Source organism: Enterobacter sp. CPE_E863 (assembly GCF_046521465.1).
GTDB classification, from domain to species: Bacteria; Pseudomonadota; Gammaproteobacteria; order Enterobacterales; family Enterobacteriaceae; genus Enterobacter; species Enterobacter adelaidei.
In genome coordinates this window covers 2697842-2715429 of record NZ_JBKFZX010000001.1, presented here as the reverse complement: position 1 = coordinate 2715429, position 17588 = coordinate 2697842, and the positions used below count along the sequence as shown (strand labels likewise).

28 protein-coding genes and 1 pseudogene are annotated in these 17588 nt (G+C 52.1%); 28 read left to right on the top strand and 1 reads right to left on the bottom strand.

The window, feature by feature from the left end:
* Positions 1-827: 827 nt before the first annotated feature.
* Positions 828-1547 carry a LexA family protein gene (locus tag ACLHV8_RS13450; RefSeq protein WP_032624446.1) on the bottom strand — a complete coding sequence of 240 codons (720 nt, stop codon included), beginning with the start codon at positions 1545-1547 and terminating at the stop codon, positions 828-830.
* Between the two features lie 98 nt (positions 1548-1645).
* On the opposite strand from ACLHV8_RS13450, the gene ACLHV8_RS13445 reads away from it, so the two are divergent.
* From ACLHV8_RS13445 to ACLHV8_RS13310, 28 genes and pseudogenes are all read left to right on the top strand, one after another.
* A complete protein-coding gene (locus tag ACLHV8_RS13445; protein WP_410376951.1) occupies positions 1646-1864 on the top strand; it encodes a Cro/CI family transcriptional regulator in 219 nt (72 codons plus the stop codon).
* 41 nt (positions 1865-1905) lie between these two features.
* Positions 1906-2376: a YmfL family putative regulatory protein gene (locus ACLHV8_RS13440; RefSeq protein ID WP_049015358.1), complete on the top strand. Its 471-nt coding sequence runs from the start codon at positions 1906-1908 to the stop codon at positions 2374-2376.
* Between the two features lie 240 nt (positions 2377-2616).
* Positions 2617-2796: pseudogene (locus ACLHV8_RS13435) on the top strand (DUF4222 domain-containing protein).
* Entirely contained in the window at positions 2786-3676 is an 891-nt protein-coding gene (locus ACLHV8_RS13430; RefSeq protein ID WP_410376950.1) for a conserved phage C-terminal domain-containing protein, read from the top strand. Before ACLHV8_RS13435 ends, ACLHV8_RS13430 begins: the two are co-directional and overlap by 11 nt.
* Positions 3673-4167: a hypothetical protein gene (locus ACLHV8_RS13425; protein WP_410376949.1), complete on the top strand. Its 495-nt coding sequence runs from the start codon at positions 3673-3675 to the stop codon at positions 4165-4167. Before ACLHV8_RS13430 ends, ACLHV8_RS13425 begins: the two co-directional genes overlap by 4 nt.
* Complete coding sequence (locus ACLHV8_RS13420) at positions 4167-4826, top strand: MT-A70 family methyltransferase (RefSeq protein WP_410376948.1); 660 nt, start codon at positions 4167-4169, stop codon at positions 4824-4826. Before ACLHV8_RS13425 ends, ACLHV8_RS13420 begins: the two co-directional genes overlap by 1 nt.
* Positions 4823-5071 carry a hypothetical protein gene (locus tag ACLHV8_RS13415; RefSeq protein ID WP_410376947.1) on the top strand — a complete coding sequence of 83 codons (249 nt, stop codon included), beginning with the start codon at positions 4823-4825 and terminating at the stop codon, positions 5069-5071. The genes ACLHV8_RS13420 and ACLHV8_RS13415 overlap by 4 nt, the downstream gene beginning before the upstream one ends.
* Positions 5068-5388, top strand: a complete 321-nt coding sequence (locus ACLHV8_RS13410) for a LexA family transcriptional regulator (protein ID WP_410376946.1) — start codon at positions 5068-5070, stop codon at positions 5386-5388. The genes ACLHV8_RS13415 and ACLHV8_RS13410 overlap by 4 nt, the downstream gene beginning before the upstream one ends.
* Positions 5385-5777, top strand: a complete 393-nt coding sequence (locus tag ACLHV8_RS13405) for a RusA family crossover junction endodeoxyribonuclease (protein WP_410376945.1) — start codon at positions 5385-5387, stop codon at positions 5775-5777. The genes ACLHV8_RS13410 and ACLHV8_RS13405 overlap by 4 nt, the downstream gene beginning before the upstream one ends.
* 21 nt (positions 5778-5798) lie before the next feature.
* The gene (locus tag ACLHV8_RS13400; RefSeq protein ID WP_410377047.1) at positions 5799-6515 is read left to right on the top strand and encodes a phage antirepressor KilAC domain-containing protein; all 717 of its coding nucleotides are present in this window, start codon (positions 5799-5801) and stop codon (positions 6513-6515) included.
* On the top strand, positions 6512-7501 hold the full coding sequence (locus ACLHV8_RS13395) for a DUF968 domain-containing protein (protein WP_128348808.1): 990 nt from the start codon (positions 6512-6514) through the stop codon (positions 7499-7501). Before ACLHV8_RS13400 ends, ACLHV8_RS13395 begins: the two co-directional genes overlap by 4 nt.
* A 13-nt stretch (positions 7502-7514) precedes the next feature.
* The gene (locus tag ACLHV8_RS13390) at positions 7515-8093 is read left to right on the top strand and encodes a DUF1133 family protein (protein ID WP_410376944.1); all 579 of its coding nucleotides are present in this window, start codon (positions 7515-7517) and stop codon (positions 8091-8093) included.
* Between the two features lie 155 nt (positions 8094-8248).
* Positions 8249-8644, top strand: coding sequence for a phage holin family protein (locus ACLHV8_RS13385; protein ID WP_022648767.1), 396 nt, complete (start codon positions 8249-8251; stop codon positions 8642-8644).
* Positions 8631-8912 carry a phage holin family protein gene (locus ACLHV8_RS13380; protein ID WP_023330778.1) on the top strand — a complete coding sequence of 94 codons (282 nt, stop codon included), beginning with the start codon at positions 8631-8633 and terminating at the stop codon, positions 8910-8912. Before ACLHV8_RS13385 ends, ACLHV8_RS13380 begins: the two co-directional genes overlap by 14 nt.
* Positions 8912-9538, top strand: coding sequence for a glycoside hydrolase family 19 protein (locus tag ACLHV8_RS13375; protein WP_410376943.1), 627 nt, complete (start codon positions 8912-8914; stop codon positions 9536-9538). The genes ACLHV8_RS13380 and ACLHV8_RS13375 overlap by 1 nt, the downstream gene beginning before the upstream one ends.
* 7 nt (positions 9539-9545) lie before the next feature.
* A complete protein-coding gene (locus ACLHV8_RS13370; RefSeq protein WP_410376942.1) occupies positions 9546-9821 on the top strand; it encodes a hypothetical protein in 276 nt (91 codons plus the stop codon).
* On the top strand, positions 9772-9954 hold the full coding sequence (locus tag ACLHV8_RS13365; RefSeq protein WP_410377046.1) for a hypothetical protein: 183 nt from the start codon (positions 9772-9774) through the stop codon (positions 9952-9954). Before ACLHV8_RS13370 ends, ACLHV8_RS13365 begins: the two co-directional genes overlap by 50 nt.
* Positions 9951-10151: a hypothetical protein gene (locus tag ACLHV8_RS13360; protein WP_410376941.1), complete on the top strand. Its 201-nt coding sequence runs from the start codon at positions 9951-9953 to the stop codon at positions 10149-10151. The genes ACLHV8_RS13365 and ACLHV8_RS13360 overlap by 4 nt, the downstream gene beginning before the upstream one ends.
* A gap of 9 nt (positions 10152-10160) precedes the next feature.
* Complete coding sequence (locus ACLHV8_RS13355) at positions 10161-10349, top strand: hypothetical protein (protein WP_022648762.1); 189 nt, start codon at positions 10161-10163, stop codon at positions 10347-10349.
* A gap of 62 nt (positions 10350-10411) precedes the next feature.
* Entirely contained in the window at positions 10412-10606 is a 195-nt protein-coding gene (locus ACLHV8_RS13350) for a hypothetical protein (RefSeq protein ID WP_219976892.1), read from the top strand.
* A gap of 121 nt (positions 10607-10727) precedes the next feature.
* Positions 10728-11279 carry a hypothetical protein gene (locus tag ACLHV8_RS13345; RefSeq protein WP_410376940.1) on the top strand — a complete coding sequence of 184 codons (552 nt, stop codon included), beginning with the start codon at positions 10728-10730 and terminating at the stop codon, positions 11277-11279.
* Between the two features lie 11 nt (positions 11280-11290).
* Complete coding sequence (locus ACLHV8_RS13340) at positions 11291-11518, top strand: hypothetical protein (protein WP_128299500.1); 228 nt, start codon at positions 11291-11293, stop codon at positions 11516-11518.
* A gap of 17 nt (positions 11519-11535) precedes the next feature.
* On the top strand, positions 11536-12993 hold the full coding sequence (locus tag ACLHV8_RS13335; protein WP_128299499.1) for a glycosyltransferase family 2 protein: 1458 nt from the start codon (positions 11536-11538) through the stop codon (positions 12991-12993).
* Positions 12975-13565 carry a hypothetical protein gene (locus ACLHV8_RS13330; protein ID WP_410376938.1) on the top strand — a complete coding sequence of 197 codons (591 nt, stop codon included), beginning with the start codon at positions 12975-12977 and terminating at the stop codon, positions 13563-13565. Before ACLHV8_RS13335 ends, ACLHV8_RS13330 begins: the two co-directional genes overlap by 19 nt.
* Entirely contained in the window at positions 13565-13915 is a 351-nt protein-coding gene (locus ACLHV8_RS13325) for an HNH endonuclease (protein ID WP_143346703.1), read from the top strand. Before ACLHV8_RS13330 ends, ACLHV8_RS13325 begins: the two co-directional genes overlap by 1 nt.
* Positions 13916-14072: 157 nt before the next feature.
* Positions 14073-14546, top strand: a complete 474-nt coding sequence (locus tag ACLHV8_RS13320) for a phage terminase small subunit P27 family (RefSeq protein WP_053528461.1) — start codon at positions 14073-14075, stop codon at positions 14544-14546.
* Positions 14546-16282 (top strand): terminase large subunit, encoded by a 1737-nt coding sequence (locus ACLHV8_RS13315; protein WP_410376937.1) that lies wholly within the window; start codon positions 14546-14548, stop codon positions 16280-16282. Before ACLHV8_RS13320 ends, ACLHV8_RS13315 begins: the two co-directional genes overlap by 1 nt.
* On the top strand, positions 16282-17586 hold the full coding sequence (locus ACLHV8_RS13310) for a phage portal protein (RefSeq protein WP_410376936.1): 1305 nt from the start codon (positions 16282-16284) through the stop codon (positions 17584-17586). Before ACLHV8_RS13315 ends, ACLHV8_RS13310 begins: the two co-directional genes overlap by 1 nt.
* Positions 17587-17588 lie beyond the last annotated feature (2 nt).

Here is a 17588-nt window from a genome sequence, read left to right as displayed (position 1 = left end):
ATAAATTCGAGATGGTTCATCAGTCCTCCAGTGGAAATTTCCGCTGAATTTTGGTTGCACGAATCCCTCGCCAGATGGCGACAAAAAATAAAGTGGTTTCGTTTTAGTAAGCACCATACCAGGGCACTTAGTGAAACGGGCGGCTGCCACCGCCAGTTAGCTTCTCCACAATTGTGAGCGCGTTCCCCTGAGTTGATTTAACGACTGAGGCCTCTCAAGGAACCGGCTGAACGCGCTTTCAGTTGTGAAAAGGGGCGGTCGACATTAAGGACATTCACAACTGCCACCGCCAAGACTACACAAAGCATCTGGTACAGCTACTCCGGGTTTACCACGCTGGCTACGTGATTAGGTTGTGGCCGGTAACCAGCCGGAGATTTCCAGCCTCTTCTTTGCTTCAGGTGCCAGGCTGAAAATCTACTTCCACAACGGAAAGAGCACTGCCTGAGATGGATATTCGCGCCCAGGTGTGAAACGCAAACATCAGTGCTCTTACCTGTTATGGCCTCGTCTCTTCCGAGGTGTCACACCTGATCGCCACGCTGGTGAAACGTCTCTGGCTGTCGTACACAACTGGCTTGCACATTCCGGCTACCCGCTGGATCGGGATACTGCCTAAGGAATCCCCGGACCGCTGCGGCACATGTGCCATATACCGTACTGCTAACTTACCGATGGTCTTAAACATCATCACCCCGGTGCATAATGAGTATCACCAATAGTAATTAAATGGTCAACACCTGTAGTGATAAAAATATCACGTATAGTGTTAACTTTATGATTAGTAAGATGAAAAAAGATGCAAAAAAAAGGAGCCGATTGGCTCCTTATTCGAAGATGGTTTCAGGCCATTGGGCCTTAACAACTTTGCCTATTATCCTGCAATTCTCATTACATTCAATGGCCTGATAGCGAGGGCTGGGGTTTAGAGGTTCTAGCCAGGGCTTCCCGTCTTCACGCACAAATTTTTTAAAAGTGACCTCTGAATCGTTGAATATACCAGCTACGCAAAAATCACCAGGCTCAACGTCCTGTTCTGGATCGATGAGTATGAGCATTCCCTCAGGAAAGCTTGGCTTTACTCCTGGAGGAGCAGTCATTGAATGGCCTGATACCTCAAGCCAAAAGGCAGAATCACTGGCTTTAACAGTGGTTGAAACCCATTCCTTCGCGTCGCGTTCTGTGTATGAATTAACTGGGCAAAATGAACCCGCTTGAACTTCGGTTAACAGCGGGTACTCATACACAGAGGATTGATTTCTTCCGTTAGCAATCGCCTCAAACATAGCTGATATCTCAGCTGCAAGGGATGGACTGAAATCATCGACTTTTACCCCGAGAATTTTAGCGAACTGTGCAGCATGAGTAGCGTTGATAGCGTTGGTGCCATTCAGTAACTGAGCGACACCACTTTGCCCCATACCCATTTGTTCAGCCAAAGTCTCCTGTGAGAGCCCCAGCGCTTTTTTCTTGGACTCAAAGATAGCTTTCAGCCTGTTGGCGTCGGCAATTTGTTCGGCGGTCAATGGTTTCTTTTTCATTCTCATAATTTATCACCGCACGGCATAATCACCAATCACCACTAGTGTTGACTTATTTATCACTAACAGTGATACTTCTTATGTGCAAACCACGAGGAAAACCAATGAAGATTATTCCGCTCTCTGAATATGTTTTGGAAAACGGTCAGGCCAAAACAGCTGATGCTCTTGGGGTATACCAAAGCGCCATCAGTAAAGCCCTCAAGCGTAATCGCCGGGTAAATATCCTGGTTAACGAAGACGGGAAAATTGAAGCCGAGGAAGTACGACCATTCCCTAACAAAAACAAACCTGCTGATCCTGACGTTGCAGTCACACCGTAACCCAGCATTCAGCATTACGTAACTACCAAAGGAAAAACAACATGGTAGAGCCAAGCCTGAAAGAAGTAGTGAAAGCGATGTGCAAAGCGTACCCCGGTGGCCGTGAGGCTATGGCTGGTGCTCTTGGCATGTCCGTAACGCAGTTCAACAACAACCTGTACGAGAAGAACGGCTGCCGCTTCTTCGAAGTGAACGAGCTGGAAGCGATGGAGGACATTTCAAACACGTCTCTCCTGGCTGACTACTTTGCTCGTCGTCGCGGCGCATTGCTGGTGGATGTTCCGCATCTGGAAGACCTGGACCGTGTCGACTTGTTTGATCGTGCAATGCGTACATCAGCTGCACGCGGACGTGTCGACACCGTTATTCAGAAAGCACTGGAAGACGGAGTGATAGAACCTCATGAAGCGGAAGAAATTAACGAGTATCACCGCCGTCACCTGGCTGCGCGTGAAGAAGAAATCCGCGCGATTGTCGCGCTGTTTAGCCGTAAGCAAAGCCAAAAAAAGTGACGCCCGCGAGTGTGCAGCTCCGGGCGTCTTGGCGTGTCGTATTCAGTGGAGAAACTAACGCATGAACAGTTTAAACCGATTGAGACCAGCGAAGCAATTCAGATGCCTTCCACTGGTGGGAAAAGACTCCCCGTTCGGCTATGTGGAGAGATTAAACGACCAGGCTGACACGAACAACTACCAGCCTGAGAACGCGATGGTAGAGGCTTTTGCTCAGATGAACGAGAAGGGGCGTGAGGAATGGCTGAAGTTAACCGGCGATTCAAAGACCACTACGGCGTCCCGGTCCGTGTCATCAGATGGTAGCCACAGACTCGACGCGTTATATACCTTCGCGAAGGGTACGATCATGAGTGCTTCAGCCCTCTTGAGCAATTCCAGCGTAAATTTACAGAGTTAAAGGACGACCATGAGCACTAAATTAACCGGTTACGTTTGGGACGCTTGCGCTTCTTCAGGCATGAAGTTGTCCAGCGTTGCCATCATGGCGCGTCTGGCAGACTTCAGCAGTGACGAGGGGGTTAGCTGGCCTTCTATCGCTACTATTGCCCGTCAGATTGGGGCTGGTGAGAGTACTGTTCGCACGGCAATAGGTCAACTTGAGAAAGATGGTTGGCTGACTCGCCAGCAGCGCCGTAAGGGCAACCGTAACGCATCCAACGTTTATCAATTAAATGTTAAAAAGCTCCGTGATTCTGCCTTTTCTCACCTGTCAGAATCTGACGCGTCAAAATCTGATGCATCAAAATCCGACCCGTCAAAATTCGATGCGTCGGAAAGCAGTAATAACGGCAGTTTTCACCCGTCAGAATCTGGTGGGGATCCGTCAGTAAAATCAACTACTGATCCATCAGATAAAAAAACTTCTTGTCAGGTTGCCTCGCAACCAGACGATATCGATCCGGCAATTCGTGTCTTATCCCATTTCAACGAGGTTACTGGATCGTCATACGGGAAGGGCGGGCGCAACAAAACCGTTTTGGGATACATCAGGGGAAGACTTTCCGAAGACTACAGCGCTGAAGACCTGATGCTGGTGGTGGACTATCTCACAGCAAAATGGGCTGACGATCCAAAAATGGATGATTATCTTCGCCCGAGCACTCTCTTTGGTCCAGAAAATTGCGTTGAGTATTTTGATAAGGCTCAGAAATGGCAAAAGCGCGGCAGGCCTGCGTGTGTCAAAGGACGCTGGCAACTGAGCGGTAGCTCTGACCCAAACTTTAAGGCCAACTTCCAGAACGTTGATTACAGCGTTCCAGCCAACTCAGGTTTCCGTGTTTCCGGAGGTACTCAATGAGCTTTCTGAAAACTATCCAGCTTTTCGTGGCTAACAACCCTGGACTGACGAACAAGGAGATCGCCGCCGCATTACCAGAGTACGAGTTACACAGTGTTCAGCGTGCGGTGTGCCGCCTGGCAATGTTGGGACGAGCAGAACGCCGTGGAGAACGTCCAACCTTCCGCTACTACGCCAAAGCCCCAATTGGTCCGATTGGGCCTATTGTCCCGCGCTACCCGGTAGAAAAAGCCGAAGTGATGCCTGAGCCAAAACAGGAAAGCGCACCAAACCCGGCTGTCGTTGCGATGATGGAGAAGGCCAAGGAATTATCTGACAAGGGCTTGTTCCTGCGTGCTGCCACTGTCCTGATGGATGCCTTCAACCGCTCCAAAAGCGAAGAGATGCGGGAAAAAATTATGGATGAGCGCCAGCGCTGCCTGAGTATGGTTCAGAGAGCTAAACCAAGTGGTGATGGCTGGTGTCTGGCTGGCCGAGCGAGGAACGTCTGATGAAATACTCTCTGATTTACGCTGACCCAGCCTGGGAATATGGCAACACTGTCAGCAATGGCGCTGCCACCAATCACTACGGCACGATGAAGCTTATCGACATGAAGCGTCTTCCGGTTTGGGACCTTGCTGCAGATGATGCCGTTCTGGCTATGTGGTTCACCGGCACGCATACCCGCGAGGCAATCGAACTGGCTGAAGCATGGGGCTTTAAGGTCCGCACGATGAAGGGCTTCACCTGGGTGAAGCTCAACCAGCTGGCAGAGCAGCACATCAACAAAGCGCTTCAGGCTGGTGGAGTAGAGGATTTTTACGACTTCCTCGACCTGCTTAATGAGCAGACCCGCATGAACGGAGGGAACTACACCCGAGCCAATACCGAAGACATGCTGATTGCCACTCGGGGAAATGGACTCGAACGCCAGTGTGCCAGCATCAAGCAGGTTATCTACAGCCCACTCGGTGAGCACAGCCAGAAACCAGCAGAGGCGCGTTTCCGTCTGGAGAAGCTTTACGGTGACGTTCCGCGCATCGAACTCTTCAGCCGCTGCGGTGCGCCAGGCTGGGACCACTGGGGTAATCAGGCCGAGTCAGCTGCGGTTGAATTGATTTCCGGCGTTGCTGTTCCGGTGGCAAATGACCGGGAGCATGCAGCATGATCAAACTATCAACCGAGCAGGATAACGCGGTTCGTGATGTTACTCGTCAATGCAGCACCGCGCTTAAGAAAGCCATCACTGATAATCCCTCAGCAGGGTGGAACTCAATAGCAACGCCGATCCTGAAGGAGTATCACGAGAAGGTTAAGCCTATGGGGGTAAGCCTAATGATGTTCTACAGCATCATCGGTCGGCTTAACGGTCGCTTTGGCCGCTACAAGGGCCGAATTGGGGAGGGCTCATGAACGAGTTAACGCCGCGTCAAAGTGAAGTGTATGAAGCTATCAAGGTTCACATTGAAAAGGTTGGCTTCCCACCAACTTTGATAGAGCTTGCTGAACTGATTGGTTGCTCATCGCAAAACGCTGCTGCTGAGCATGTGAAGGCGCTAAAGAAAAAAGGTTACCTCTCCATTGCTCCTGGCGTTGCCAGGGGCATTACCGTCGTCAAAACAGAATTAGATGCTGATCCGGTAGCGATCATTAAAGGCCTGCTATCCGGTGGAGACATGGCCAGAGATAACGCGGTGGAATGGCTGAAAAAGAAGGGAGTGACTTTATGAAACTGGTGCTCCCGTTCCCGCCGAGCGTAAACACCTACTGGCGAGCCCCGAACAAGGGGCCGTTAAAAGGCCGCCATCTTATCAGTGAGAAAGGCAGGGCATATCAGAGTGCGGCATGCGCAGCGATTATTGAGCAGCTGCGATGCCTTCCTAAACCATCATCGTCACCAGCTGCGGTGGAGATCCTTCTCTTTCAGCCAGATGCTCGCCGTCGGGATATCGACAATTACAACAAGGCTCTGTTTGATGCGCTTACTCACGCTGGCATCTGGGAGGATGACAGTCAGGTGCAGCGAATGCTGGTGGAGTGGGGCCCTAAAGTACCTGGTGGGCGAGTAGAGATATCGATCAAGAAACATGAACCTCTGGCGGGTGCAGCCGCCTTATAAGTGGAGAAGAGCATGAATCAGATGAATATCACCGTAATGTGTCCGACTCACCACGCCGCCGCGATGGGACCGCAAATAACGATGTCCAGCCGTGAGATTGCAAAACTGGTCGACTCTCGTCACAGCAATGTCTGTGTGACCATTGAGCGCCTCATGAACTCTGGTGTTATTGGGGGGTATGCTGCAATGCAGTACACCCACCCGCAGAACCAGCAGGTTTATCACTACTACGAAGTTAACAAGCGAGACAGCTATGTGATCGTTGCGCAGCTGTGCCCGGAGTTTACTGCTCGTCTGGTTGATCGTTGGCAGGAACTGGAGAACGGAGCCGGGATGGTGGTACCTCAAACGCTTCCTGAAGCACTCCGCCTGGCCGCTGACCTTGCCGAACAGAAGCAACGCCTTAGTGAAGAACTGGCTATAGCAGCGCCTAAGGCTGAATTTGTTGATCGCTATGTCAAAGCCACTGGCTCAATGACGTTCCGGCAGGTTGCCAAGCTTCTTAATGTCAAAGAGCCAGAGCTCGCTATGTTCCTCATTGAGAACGGCATCATGTACCGCCTGAACCGCGTGCTTACGCCGAAGAGCAAACACATCGAAGCAGGGCGCTTTGAAGTGAAGACCGGGACCACTAACCAGACCAACTACGCATTCAATCAGTCGCGCTTTACAGCAAAAGGTGTTCGCTGGATTGGCGGGCTGTGGGCTGAACATATCTCTAAGGGGCAAATTGCGTGAGAGCCATACTGACACCTGAAGTTGCGCCAATGTCCGGGGTGGTACTGTTCCGCCCAGGTAACGAATTGTTGTGGCTGTTTCGTCGTGGCCGGGTGTTGATTGAAACGCCTTCCGAAGCAATAAAGCACCTGCCATCTGGACTTATTCCGGAAGCGCACCAGCCACTGACAGATGATGTCAGTATGCAGGAGCTTTTCCAGAACGAGCGAGTTATTCAGCGTGCTGGTGGACTGAGTGGACTTGATGCCTGGCTAGAACGTAAATTCGAATGTCAGTGGCCGCACAACGAATGGCACTCAAAGAACTTCACACTGCTACGCCACGCCCCCGGAAGCATTCGCCTTTGCTGGGGTTGTGATAACCAGTTACGTGAACAAAACACTGAAAGACTGGCAGGAATTGCCATGCAGAACCTGGTAAAATGGCTGCTCGAAAGGGTGAATATTATGCTGGGCTTTGGCGCTGACCACACCCTGACGCTGCCGGAGTTTTGCTGGTGGATGGTACGTAACGATCTGGCTGACCTGATTCCTGAATCAGTGGCTAACCAGGCACTCAGGATTAAGCCAGAATCGCACAGCTCAGTGATGCGGGAAAGCGACATTGTGCCATCATTACCGGCGACTGAAATCCTCCAGGAGAAAGTTAAGAAGGTTGTCTCGGTGAAGGTCGATCCAGAATCACCGGAATCTTTCATGCTGAGGCCAAAGCGCCGCCGCTGGGAGAACGATAAGTACACCCGCTGGGTGAAGTCGCAGCAGTGCAGTTGCTGCAATAACCCGGCAGACGACCCCCACCACCTGATTGGCCACGGGCAGGGTGGAATGGGTACCAAAGCGCATGACCTGTTTGTGATACCGCTGTGCAGAGCGCATCACAATGAGTTGCACGCTGATCCTGTGGCATTTGAAGCGAAGCACGGCGACCAGTTGTGGCTGTTGTTTCGGTTTTTAGATCGCGCGCTGGAAATCGGCGTATTGGCGTAAGTGGAGACGCAACATGATCAATCCTTCAGAAGTTGGCAAATCCGGCGAGATGGTTCGCCTTCGCACTCTCGAAAGCATCTGGGTACAGGGTAAGCTCCGTATGTGGGGTCGCTGGTCTTATATCGGTGGTGGCTCAGGCGGAAACATGTTCAACCAGCTGCTTGCGTCCGGGAAAATTACCAAGACCGCAATCAACGATGCGCTGCGCCGCATGAAGAAATCCGGCATCACTAAACCTGAACTGGAAGCTTACCTGCGCGAAATCCTCGACAGCAAAAACAAAAGCGGTCTGGCGTTCTGCTCAGACGAAGAGGGGCTAAAGGTGGATGGTGTTATTGCTTCGGTCCTGATGAATGATGAATACCGTGGGTTGTATGGCGTAATGGTTGACCGTCACCGGCTGCGCAAGAGCAAACTGCAGATGGCAAATGAGCTGAATGCAAAACACCCTGACTGGACTCTAATCACTTGCCGCCGCCGCATCGACACATGGGTAAGTTTGGCAGAATCGATCCTGTACGCTCCACTTTGTGATGCGTTTGGCACAAATAGCGACAGATTTAAGTTGCAGAGTGAGCAAGAAAGTGCTTAAATTGTGTTAGGCTCGGGACAGTAAAGCGTACTGAGCAACAGAACAAAACATAAACCCGCCACTGCTGCGGGTTTTTTATTTTAAGGGCTGCCTACGGGCGGCCTTTTTTGTTTCCCCTCGTTCTGAGAGGACTCACGGCAATAAGAGGGGGCTAAATGTCCGATCCTGTTTCTGGCACTACAGTTGCAGCTGGTGGTCTGATGGGAGCCAGTATGTTTGGCCTGGCAACCGGCATTGATTACGGTGTGGTGTTTGGTGCGTTCGCTGGCGCGGTGTTCTACGTTGCCACGGCGGTTAACATCAGTCGTCTTAAGCTGGTGGGCTACTTCATCACCTCATTCATCTTCGGCGTTATCGGCGCTCCACTGCTTGGCTCTTACTTCTCCAAATGGACGGGGTATAGCGACAGGCCACTTGATGCGCTGGGCGCGGTAATCGTAGCCGCTATTGCTATTAAGCTGCTGACGTTCGTCAACAGTCAGGATTTGGGTAGCCTGTTTGGAATTCTCTCGCGTTTACGTGGTGGAGGGGCCAGCAATGGTAACAAGTGATCCGAGTGCGATGGCAAACGCAATTATTTCTGCTGTTATCGTTATTGCACTGATGTTCTACCAGCGCGGTGGGGCGAGACATCGCCCTCTTATATCGCTGATGGCTTATTTCACGGTGCTGGTATACGCCAGCGTCCCTTTCCGTTACCTGTTCGGCCTGTACCATGAATCACACTGGTTCGTGGTGCTGGTGAACGTCCTGATATGCGCTGCCGTTCTATGGGCTCGGGGGAACGTAGCGCGTCTGGTTGATGTACTGAGGCACTAATGAACCAATCACAATTTCAAAAGGCGGCTGGGCTAAGCGCTGAGTTAGCCGTGCGCTGGTTTCAGCCAATCAGCGATGCGATGAAAGAGTTCGGTATCACCAAGCCGGTAGACCAAGCGATGTTCATTGCTCAGGCTGGGCATGAGTCGACAGGGTTCACCAGGCTTCAGGAAAACTTCAACTACAGCGTAGTAGGATTAACAAATTTCATTCGTGCGGGACGCATCACACAAGATCAGGCCAACCAGTTAGGCCGCCGTGCTGAAGAGCGAGCATTACCGATTGAGCGTCAGCGTGCCATTGCTAACCTGGTATACAGCAAACGCTACGGTAACAACGCGCCTGGTGATGGATGGAAATACCGAGGGCGTGGACTCATCGGCATCACGTTCCTGGATAACTATCGTGACTGCGGGAATGCCCTGAAGGTCGATCTGGTTCAACAGCCTGAGCTGTTAGCGGAGCCCATTTATGCAGCCAGAAGCGCGGCGTGGTTCTTCGCCACTAAGGGATGCTTGAAGTACTCCGGCGACCTGATGCAGGTGACGAAGATTATCAACGGCGGAACGAACGGACTGGAAGATCGTCGCGCTCGCTTCGGTCAGGCCAAAACGGTACTGGTGTGAGGTTGATATGGGATTAGAAACAATCATTGGTCTTGCTGCGCTGGTCATGGCTGCTATCGCTGGTGCTTTTGGCATTGGTCATTCACGCGGCACCAGCAAAGCGGAAGCCAAAGCAGACCAGCAGCGCACAGAAGAAAAGGCCGCAGCCACTGAAGCAGTAGCCGAACGCCGGGTAGAAGCAACGAAAGAGGCCAGCAATGTACAGCAGACTGTTAACCGCATGCCTGATGACGATGTTGATCGCGAGCTGCGCTACACGTGGAAGCGTCCCGGTGGTGGTTGATACCGCCTGTGACTGGGTAAAGCCACTCTACCTGACTGATCACGACATCGACGTTATGGACCGCCAGACGAAGAAAGACATCCTGGCGCATAACAAAGCGTGGCAGGCGAACTGCGAGAAGGTCAGCCCATGAGTTACACGCGATGCACCTTTTGTGGTTCGGGTTTGCACACCCGCGAAAATTGCCCGCATACATGGAGTGGCAACGCTCGCCGGGTGAATCTGCGCTGTAGCTACTGCGGCATCACCGGTCACAATTCTAACGCCTGCCCGCACAACGCCAGCAGCTCTAACCGTCGTCGTCTTAATGACGATTTATATATGGACTGAGGATAAAAAATGTCATCTCCAATCATGAAGTATTTCGCGTATCAGCATCTCCCGTCTCACCTGCAAGAAGTGAGTAAGCCAATCGGTGATCTCGCGGCACTGATGGACGAAACCCTGCCAGATAGCGCGGAAAAGTCAGCAGGCTTACGCAAGCTACTTGAAGCCAAAGATGCACTGGTTCGAGCTAAGCTCGGCTAGCCATTACAAAGCTCACCTGCTGGTGGGCTTGATAATGGTTATCCCCATTAAAGGATAAGCGAATGGCAAACAAACCTGAAATTGTCCATCACGAAGGAAATATCTGGTATCCGTTCCAGGTTAATTTCACAGACGTTGATGGTCGCCCGTTCTCCTTCATCATTCACGCCGTCAGCCCTGAACATGCCTCCTACGTTGTACAGGAAATACGGGAAACGGCAACACTCGGTGATCAGTTAGTAAGCATCACCAAATAGTCAAATCCATGCGCATCGCACGCGCACATCAAAGAAAGTCTTTCAGCTGTGAGCCTGGGCAAACCGTTAACTTTCGGCGGCTTTGCCGTGCGACAGGCTCACGCCTAAAAGGAAATAAATCATGGGTCAGAAAATTATTACGTTGTCCGGCGCGGCGACGGATGTTCTGCATGCGCTGTTTTTCCGTGGCGCGCTTCAGTCTGGTGACCTGCCAGCTAAATCTGGTGCCGCTGAGCTTCGAGAGTTGGGATTCGCTGAAACACGCCATACCGCGACGGAGTATCAAAAGGAAAATTATTTCACCTTCCTGACAGCTGAAGGGCAGGAGTTTGCTATTAAGCATCTGGTAAATACGCGCTTTGGTGTACCTGCCGGTGGTTATATCGGCTCACCTGTAGATAAGCCGGGGGGAGATATCCGTTGCTGTTGCCCAATAGAAGGCATTAGCTGGGGCTGGTTTGTCGATAAATCCGGACAGGCATACATCCACAAGGCGCTGATCAGCGATGGCGTATTGTCTACGAGTTATAACGTGAAGATTAATGCTGACGAAAAAGGAAAAGCGCCAGAGACAGCCTTACAGCAGGTCATTAAAAAGGTTGTGGAAGAAACTGTGCAACAAGCAATGCAGCCAGGCGGCACGATCTGGAATTCCTTACGGCGCGGATTCTGACGGGAGGCTTTATGCGTATCACTGTATTGGATAACGATCCCGGTAGGAGAATTAACCCAGCTCAGGAGCGATATGCCGTTTATCTCGATGGCGTAGAAGTTAAGCACGTATTCACGGCTGATGATGAAAAAGGCGAGGTGATTGCCGCTGTACCCGATGAGCGCGGGTATATGACGGCAGAGAACGGCGAAGTGAAGCGCCGTTCGCTTTACGGGAAGGTCACCATTAAGCGTCTATAAACCCTGATGGAGAAATTATGCAGGTCACTATTGATGGTGTCCCGTATTTGCCAGCCTGTGCTTCAGCGTCACGGATTGGCATTGCGATTACTACCCACAACCGGGCAGACGTTTTAAAGCGTGCTATTGAGCAGCACCAGAAGCATTTGCCAGCCGGTGCGCTGGTGGTGGTTGTCGATGATGGTTCAAAACCTGCAGCGGTAGTGCCCGACGGCGTGCAGCTGCTTCGCAATGATACATCACTCGGCATTGTTGCTTCGAAGAACGCCAGCCTGTCTGCCCTGATGGATGCTGGATGCGAGCATCTTTTTCTGTGGGATGATGATGCCTGGCCTATCGCCGATAACTGGCATCTTCCCTACATCGAATCACCTGAGCCGCACCTGGCTTACCAGTTCCTCGATCTGGCCGGGCGCAATAAGCTGCACGACATGGCGGAGCTGTACCGTGATGATAAGCATGTTGCTTACACCGGGCAGCGCGGCGTGATGCTTTACTACCACCGCAGCGCCATCGAGAAGGTTGGAGGATTCGATCCGGTATACGGTCGCGGCATGTACGAGCATCCCGATCTGGCGCTTCGGATTCACAACGCTGGTTTAACGTCGTGGGCGTTCGCTGATGTAATTGGCTCTGAAAAGCTGATTCACTCAATGGATGAGTACGAAGAGGGCGCGCGCTCAATTCCACGGCCTGACCGAGAGGCACTGGTAAAAAGAAACGTCGGTATATTCAACGCCCGGCGCGATAGTGGTTATACCGGATTCGCGTCATACGGTACCAATCCAAATCTGGTGATTACGACGCTGCTCACAAGCCAGCCAGACCCACAGCGTGCCGGGAAGATGAAACCCGACCCGCAGGTTCTGCAGGCTTGGGCAGATTCAATATCCGGTGCGCTGCCAATTGTCCTGGCTGACGAATTAAAAGAGTCGCCGACTGGTGCCGGCCTGTTTGAAGTCCCGCTGGTGGACATGAGCCCTTACTTTGCTCGCTGGCTTCACATCTATCAGTTTCTGCGTGCGCACCCTGAGTATCATCTTGTCTGGTGTACGGACGGTACTGACGTCGAAATGTTGCGAGAGCCTTGGGCAGAAATGGCGCCGGGTAAAATTTATGTGGGCTCAGAGCATAAGACGTATGCCGACGAATGGATGAGGATCAATCACCACGGCAGTGCATACCAACAATTTCTGGATCAGCACCGCGACGAACCTTTGCTTAATGCTGGTCTGCTTGGTGGCTGCCGTGAGGACGTCATGGAGTTTGCACACCGGGTCATCCGCCTTTACTACCGGATAGAGAGCCATCGCTTCTGGAAGATGGAGACTGCACCCGCAACGCTGGTGGATATGGGCGCGTTCGGTATGGCCGCAAAGTCATTCGGTGATCGAATCGTCACTGGCCCTAAAGTACACACCATCTTTAAAACTGACGGCTTCGGTAAGGAGGTTGCATGGTTTCGCCACAAGTGAAGTTTGTTGTGGTTGGCCATCATTCCCGCTTTGCCTCAGCAGCATTGCTGGCCGGCGAACTTGGTGCACACCTGCTTATCGATGAAGGGAATCACGGCGCGAACTGGAATCATCGACGCGCGCTTGAGTGGGCTGCCTGCCAACCCTGCCGGGTAGTGGTGCTGGAAGATGACGCATTGCCGGTACCCGGATTCACCGAAAAGGTAACCGACTGGTTAGTGCGCTGCCCAGATGACCTTCTGAGTTTTTACCTCGGTACTGGTCGGCCTCCTCAGTATCAGATGCAAATAGCCGAACGGCTAATCATTGCTGATAAAGCTCTATATGAATTCATTTCGTTTCCTCGCCTGATTCATGGCGTTTGCTACAGCGTGCCGCCTCACCGTATAAGCCGTGTGCTATCTCGATGGGACAGTGATAAGCCTGCCGATTTTGCAGTGGGTGATGCCTGGGGTGGCTCAGTGATCTATCCGTGTTACTCGCTGGTGGACCATGCTGACGGCGAGCCGGTTGAGCGTCACCCTGACTCAGCGCCACGAACGGAACGCCGCCGGGCGTGGAGGTTAGCCTGATGCCTGCGTTAATACCGAGAGCATGCCGCAAGCGTGGTTGCCCTGGCACAACTACTGACCGCTCAGGCTATTGTCCCAGGCACCTTAACGAAGGCTGGCAGCAGCATCAGCGAGGACAGAGCAGGCATCAGCGAGGTTATGGCAGCAAGTGGGACAGGCTGCGCCCAATCGTTCTCGACAGAGATAAACACCTTTGTCAGGAATGCCTGCGAAATGGAAGGTATACACCCGCTGAGACGGTGGACCACATCACCGCCAAAGCAAATGGGGGGACCGATGACCTTTCCAATCTCGAAAGCCTCTGCAAGCCTTGCCACAGGGCGAAGACAGCGGTTGAAAGACTCAAATGACATCAATTCTCATTTGAATCAACCGAGGGGGAGGGCGGGTTGAAAGTTCAGGAACGACGCGCCAAAGGACCGCCGCCTAACCTCTTTTCACATCGCCGCAGGTTAGAAAACTTTTTTATGGGATCCCCCATTCGATGATTAATAGGAGTTTTCGATTATGTCTGGACCACCGAAAACCCCGACCCATCTACGTTTGGTGAGGGGTAACCCATCAAAACGCCCGATCAATGAGAACGAACCAAAACCCCCTTCAGGGGTACCCCCAACGCCGAAGCATTTCGACAAGCAGGGGAAATACTGGTTTAAACGGATGGCCGACGAGCTTGATGCTATCGGTGTGATGTCTCAGCTGGACGCCAGAGCCCTTGAGCTGCTGGTTGAGGCCTATACCGAATACCGGCATCACTGCGACACGCTTGAAGTTGAGGGCTACACCTACCGGACCGAAACACAGAGCGGGGATGTGCTGATCAAGGCTCACCCGGCGGCCATCATGAAAGCTGATGCCTGGAAACGTCTGCGCGCCATGCTCGGTGAGTTTGGCATGACGCCAGCCAGCCGTTCTAAGGTGAATGCCAAAGGTCCTGATGCGGTTGATCCGCTGACCGAGTTTATGAAAGCGAGGGATTAATGGCTAAGGTTGCAGAAGGCATCCGCTACGCCGAGAGGGTGGTGGCGGGGGAAATTATTGCCTGTGAGTATTTGCGCCTTGCCTGCCAGCGTTTTCTTGACGATCTGGCACACGGCGAAGAGCGCGGTATTTTCTTCAGTGAGCCGCGCGCACAGCACATTCTGAATTTCTATAATTTTGTGCCTCATGTAAAAGGCGCGCTGGCAGGCCAGCCGATTGAGCTGATGGACTGGCATGTTTTCATCCTGATTAATATTTTTGGTTTTGTTATCCCGCTGGTTAACGAAGAGACGGGGGAAACCGTCCTGCGTAACGACGGCAGCGGTCGGCCGGTGATGGTTCGGCGTTTCCGTACAGCAGATGTTGAGGTGGCCCGTAAAAATGCCAAATCAACACTTTGCTCCGGCGTGGGGCTTTATATGGCTGGCGCAGACGGCGAGGGCGGGGCGGAGGTTTATTCCGCTGCAACCACCCGTGACCAGGCGCGAATTGTTTTTGAAGACGCGAAAAATATGGTCAAGAAGGCGAAAGCTACTCTTGGGCGGATCTTCGAATTCAACAAGCTTGCTATCTACCAGGAGCAAACGGCCTCCAAATTCGAGCCTTTATCATCAGATGCGAACAACCTCGACGGCCTGAACATCCACTGTGCTATCGTCGACGAGCTGCATGCTCATAAAACCCGTGACGTCTGGGACGTTCTGGAGACGGCCACAGGCGCGCGCCTGCAATCGCTACTTTTCGGTATCACCACCGCCGGATTCAACAAAGAAGGTATCTGTTACGAACTACGCGATTACGCAATCAAGGTCCTTCGCGGCCTGGTTAAAGACGATACGTTTTTTGCCATCATCTACACCTTAGATGAAGGTGACGATCCCTTTGATGAAAAAGTCTGGCAGAAGGCGAATCCGGGGCTGGGTACCTGTAAGCGCTGGGATGACCTACGCCGCCTGGCTAAAAAAGCGAAAGAGCAGGTTTCGGCCAGGATTAACTTTTTCACCAAACATATGAATATCTGGGTTACCGCTGAGTCTGCCTGGATGGACATGATGAAATGGGAAAAATGCGAGTTTATCGCCCCGCAGCACGAACTTAAAACCTATCCCTCCTGGGTGGGCGTTGACCTTTCAAACAAAATTGATATCTGTGCAGCCGCTAAAGTCTGGCGCGCGCCAGGTGGCCACGTTCATGCGGATTTTAAATTCTGGCTGCCGGAAGGACGCCTTGAGAAATGTTCACGCCAGATGGCAGAGCTCTATCGTAAGTGGGCCGAGATGGACAAGCTGATCCTTACAGACGGGGATGTAATCGACCATGCTCAGATTAAGGAAGAGCTGCAGGTGTGGGTTGCTGGCGAGAGTCTGAAAGAAATTGGATTCGACCCGTGGAGTGCGACGCAGTTCAGCCTTGCGCTGGCAGAAGAAGGGCTGCCGCTGGTGGAAGTGCCGCAGACGGTTCGCAATTTCTCTGAGGCGATGAAAGAGGTCGAAGCACTGGTATACGGTGGCCGCTTCCATCACAGCAATCACCCGGTAATGAACTGGATGATGTCCAACGTAACCGTCAAACCTGACCGGAACGAGAACATTTTCCCGAACAAGTCCACACCAGAGGCCAAGATTGATGGCCCGGCGGCATTGTTCACAGCAATGAGCCGAGTTCTGGTTAACGGTGGCAACGACCAGCAGGATCTCTCCGGATTCTTCAATAATCCCATCATGGTAGGTTTCTGATGAAAAAAAATAAACAGCCAGGCAGGGTGAAAAGCGCTCTGCTTAACTGGCTTGGTGTGCCTATCAGCCTGACTACCGGCACGTTCTGGGAGGAATGGTTTGGTACCAGCAGCAGCGGAAAGGTGGTAACGGCCGATAAAGCCATCCAGCTATCGGCTGTTTGGGCATGCGTAAGACTGTTAAGCGAGTCTATTTCAACCCTTCCGCTGAAAATATACGTTCGACAGCCTGACGGTTCGCGTAAAGCGGCAACCGATCATCCGGCCTATTCGATACTGTGCCGCCGACCCAATTCAGAAATGACACCATCACGCTTTATGTTGATGGTGGTCGCCAGTATTTGCCTGCGCGGTAACGCCTTCATTGAGAAGAAGTTCATAGCAAACCGCCTGGTTTCGCTGGTGCCTTTGCTACCACAGAACATGGTGGTTAAACGTCTCACTACAGGGGCGCTGGAATACAAATACACTGAAAACGGAAACGAGCGCGTAATTCCGGTAAAAAACATCATGCACATTCGCGGGTTCGGCCTGGATGGTGTTTGCGGCATGATGCCTATGAAGACTGGCCGGGATGTGATCGGTTCTGCAATGGCGGTAGAAGAGTCTGCGGCAAAAATATTCGAGCAAGGGTTACAGAGTTCTGGATTCCTGACAGCGGAGCAAGCATTAAATGATGAGCAGAGGGAAAGGCTCCGGGAATACATGGCAAAGTTCACAGGCTCAAAGAATGCCGGAAAAATAATGGTGCTGGAGGGAGGGCTCAAATACCAGGGCGTTACCATGAATCCTGAAGACGCCCAGATGCTGGAAAGCCGCTCATTCAGTATTGAGGAAATCTGCCGCTGGTTTCGCGTACCTCCTTTCATGGTTGGTCACACCACAAAACAAAGCAGCTGGGCATCTAGCCTGGAAGGTATGAACCTGCAGTTTCTGACTCATACACTTCGACCGCTACTGGTGAACATTGAGCAGGAAATTGGCCGGTGCCTACTCGACAGCGATGACGAAGTGTTTGCAGAATTCTCTGTTGAAGGTCTACTGCGAGCCGATAGTGCCGGTCGCGCGGCATATTATACAAGCGCGCTTCAAAATGGCTGGATGTCCCGTAATGATGTTCGTCGTCTTGAGAACATGCCACCGATTGAAGGGGGTGACATTTACACCGTTCAACTCAACCTGACGCAACTGAAAAATCTCGAAAGCAGCAACCCTGCTGTTCAGGCACTGGCCCTGCGAGAGCTGCATAACCACGTATTCCCCGATATTTCCTTTGAACAATCTCCACTGAAACAGGCCGCTTAGGA

Excerpts from the sequence above, each read along its gene's own strand:
- ACLHV8_RS13440 (WP_049015358.1), top strand. The coding sequence starts at position 1,906 with ATGGTAGAGCCAAGCCTGAAAGAAGTAGTGAAAGCGATGTGCAAAGCG.
- ACLHV8_RS13445 (WP_410376951.1), top strand. The coding sequence starts at position 1,646 with ATGAAGATTATTCCGCTCTCTGAATATGTTTTGGAAAACGGTCAGGCC.
- ACLHV8_RS13410 (WP_410376946.1), top strand. The coding sequence starts at position 5,068 with ATGAACGAGTTAACGCCGCGTCAAAGTGAAGTGTATGAAGCTATCAAG.
- ACLHV8_RS13340 (WP_128299500.1), top strand. The coding sequence starts at position 11,291 with ATGCGTATCACTGTATTGGATAACGATCCCGGTAGGAGAATTAACCCA.
- ACLHV8_RS13370 (WP_410376942.1), top strand. The coding sequence starts at position 9,546 with ATGGGATTAGAAACAATCATTGGTCTTGCTGCGCTGGTCATGGCTGCT.
- ACLHV8_RS13350 (WP_219976892.1), top strand. The coding sequence starts at position 10,412 with ATGGCAAACAAACCTGAAATTGTCCATCACGAAGGAAATATCTGGTAT.
- ACLHV8_RS13325 (WP_143346703.1), top strand. The coding sequence starts at position 13,565 with ATGCCTGCGTTAATACCGAGAGCATGCCGCAAGCGTGGTTGCCCTGGC.
- ACLHV8_RS13400 (WP_410377047.1), top strand. The coding sequence starts at position 5,799 with ATGAATATCACCGTAATGTGTCCGACTCACCACGCCGCCGCGATGGGA.
- ACLHV8_RS13355 (WP_022648762.1), top strand. The coding sequence starts at position 10,161 with ATGTCATCTCCAATCATGAAGTATTTCGCGTATCAGCATCTCCCGTCT.
- ACLHV8_RS13425 (WP_410376949.1), top strand. The coding sequence starts at position 3,673 with ATGAGCTTTCTGAAAACTATCCAGCTTTTCGTGGCTAACAACCCTGGA.
- ACLHV8_RS13320 (WP_053528461.1), top strand. The coding sequence starts at position 14,073 with ATGTCTGGACCACCGAAAACCCCGACCCATCTACGTTTGGTGAGGGGT.
- ACLHV8_RS13360 (WP_410376941.1), top strand. The coding sequence starts at position 9,951 with ATGAGTTACACGCGATGCACCTTTTGTGGTTCGGGTTTGCACACCCGC.
- ACLHV8_RS13415 (WP_410376947.1), top strand. The coding sequence starts at position 4,823 with ATGATCAAACTATCAACCGAGCAGGATAACGCGGTTCGTGATGTTACT.
- ACLHV8_RS13375 (WP_410376943.1), top strand. The coding sequence starts at position 8,912 with ATGAACCAATCACAATTTCAAAAGGCGGCTGGGCTAAGCGCTGAGTTA.
- ACLHV8_RS13380 (WP_023330778.1), top strand. The coding sequence starts at position 8,631 with ATGGTAACAAGTGATCCGAGTGCGATGGCAAACGCAATTATTTCTGCT.
- ACLHV8_RS13335 (WP_128299499.1), top strand. The coding sequence starts at position 11,536 with ATGCAGGTCACTATTGATGGTGTCCCGTATTTGCCAGCCTGTGCTTCA.
- ACLHV8_RS13450 (WP_032624446.1), bottom strand. The coding sequence starts at position 1,547 with ATGAGAATGAAAAAGAAACCATTGACCGCCGAACAAATTGCCGACGCC.
- ACLHV8_RS13420 (WP_410376948.1), top strand. The coding sequence starts at position 4,167 with ATGAAATACTCTCTGATTTACGCTGACCCAGCCTGGGAATATGGCAAC.
- ACLHV8_RS13385 (WP_022648767.1), top strand. The coding sequence starts at position 8,249 with ATGTCCGATCCTGTTTCTGGCACTACAGTTGCAGCTGGTGGTCTGATG.
- ACLHV8_RS13315 (WP_410376937.1), top strand. The coding sequence starts at position 14,546 with ATGGCTAAGGTTGCAGAAGGCATCCGCTACGCCGAGAGGGTGGTGGCG.
- ACLHV8_RS13430 (WP_410376950.1), top strand. The coding sequence starts at position 2,786 with ATGAGCACTAAATTAACCGGTTACGTTTGGGACGCTTGCGCTTCTTCA.
- ACLHV8_RS13365 (WP_410377046.1), top strand. The coding sequence starts at position 9,772 with ATGTTGATCGCGAGCTGCGCTACACGTGGAAGCGTCCCGGTGGTGGTT.
- ACLHV8_RS13405 (WP_410376945.1), top strand. The coding sequence starts at position 5,385 with ATGAAACTGGTGCTCCCGTTCCCGCCGAGCGTAAACACCTACTGGCGA.
- ACLHV8_RS13390 (WP_410376944.1), top strand. The coding sequence starts at position 7,515 with ATGATCAATCCTTCAGAAGTTGGCAAATCCGGCGAGATGGTTCGCCTT.
- ACLHV8_RS13345 (WP_410376940.1), top strand. The coding sequence starts at position 10,728 with ATGGGTCAGAAAATTATTACGTTGTCCGGCGCGGCGACGGATGTTCTG.
- ACLHV8_RS13330 (WP_410376938.1), top strand. The coding sequence starts at position 12,975 with ATGGTTTCGCCACAAGTGAAGTTTGTTGTGGTTGGCCATCATTCCCGC.
- ACLHV8_RS13310 (WP_410376936.1), top strand. The coding sequence starts at position 16,282 with ATGAAAAAAAATAAACAGCCAGGCAGGGTGAAAAGCGCTCTGCTTAAC.